Annotated in this window: 1 pseudogene; it reads left to right on the top strand. The window is 73.8% G+C overall.

Annotated features, from left to right (window positions below):
• Positions 1 to 820 (top strand): annotated as a pseudogene (locus BZY54_RS48070) (transferase); the annotation flags it as partial.

The following is an 820-nucleotide window of genomic DNA, read 5'->3' as shown; positions in this document are numbered from 1 at the left end:
CCATCGCCGCCACCGCCCGCCAGGCCGGCGCCGAGGTGGTGCTGCGCCCGGCCGCCATCGCCGGCGACACCGCGACCTCCGAGGCCGCCGTGCTGCACGCCCTCGACACCCACGAGGCCCTGCACGGCTCCCCGGTCGACGTCGTCCTGCTCGTGCAGTGCACCAGCCCGTTCCTGGTCCGCGAGGACATCGACGGGGTGGCGGCGGCGGTCGTCGAGAACGGCGCGGACACGGCCGTCACCGTGGCGCCCTTCCACGGCTTCGTGTGGCGGGACGCGGCGGACGACCCGGCGGTCTCCGGCACTGAGGCCACGCGGGCCGTGGGCGGTGCGGTGACCGTCGCCGACGTCACCGGCACCCGGGGCGGTTACGGCGTCAACCACGACAAGTCCTTCCGCCCGCGCCGCCAGGACCGCCCGCAGGACCTGCTGGAGACCGGCGCCGCGTACGCGATGGACGCGAGCGGCTTCCGCGAGCACCGGCACCGCTTCNNGCGGTCGTACTCGACTTCGACGGCACCCAGACCGACGACAGGGTGCTGATCGACTCCGACGGACGGGAGTTCGTCTCCGTGCACCGTGGGGACGGCCTCGGCATCGCGGCCCTGCGGCGCAGCGGCCTGAAGATGCTGATCCTGTCCACGGAACAGAACCCGGTCGTCGCCGCACGCGCCCGGAAGCTGCGGCTCCCGGTGCTGCACGGCGTCGACCGCAAGGACCTCGCGCTGAAGCAGTGGTGCGAGGAGCAGGGCATCGCGCCGGAGCGCGTGCTCTACGTCGGCAACGACGTCAACGACCTCCCGTGCTTCGCCCTCGTGGGC

It is taken from the genome of Streptomyces carpinensis, assembly GCF_002154505.1.
GTDB lineage: Bacteria > Actinomycetota > Actinomycetes > Streptomycetales > Streptomycetaceae > Streptomyces > Streptomyces carpinensis.
Note: the sequence above shows the minus strand (reverse complement) of the source record. Positions and strands in the feature narration are given on the sequence as shown.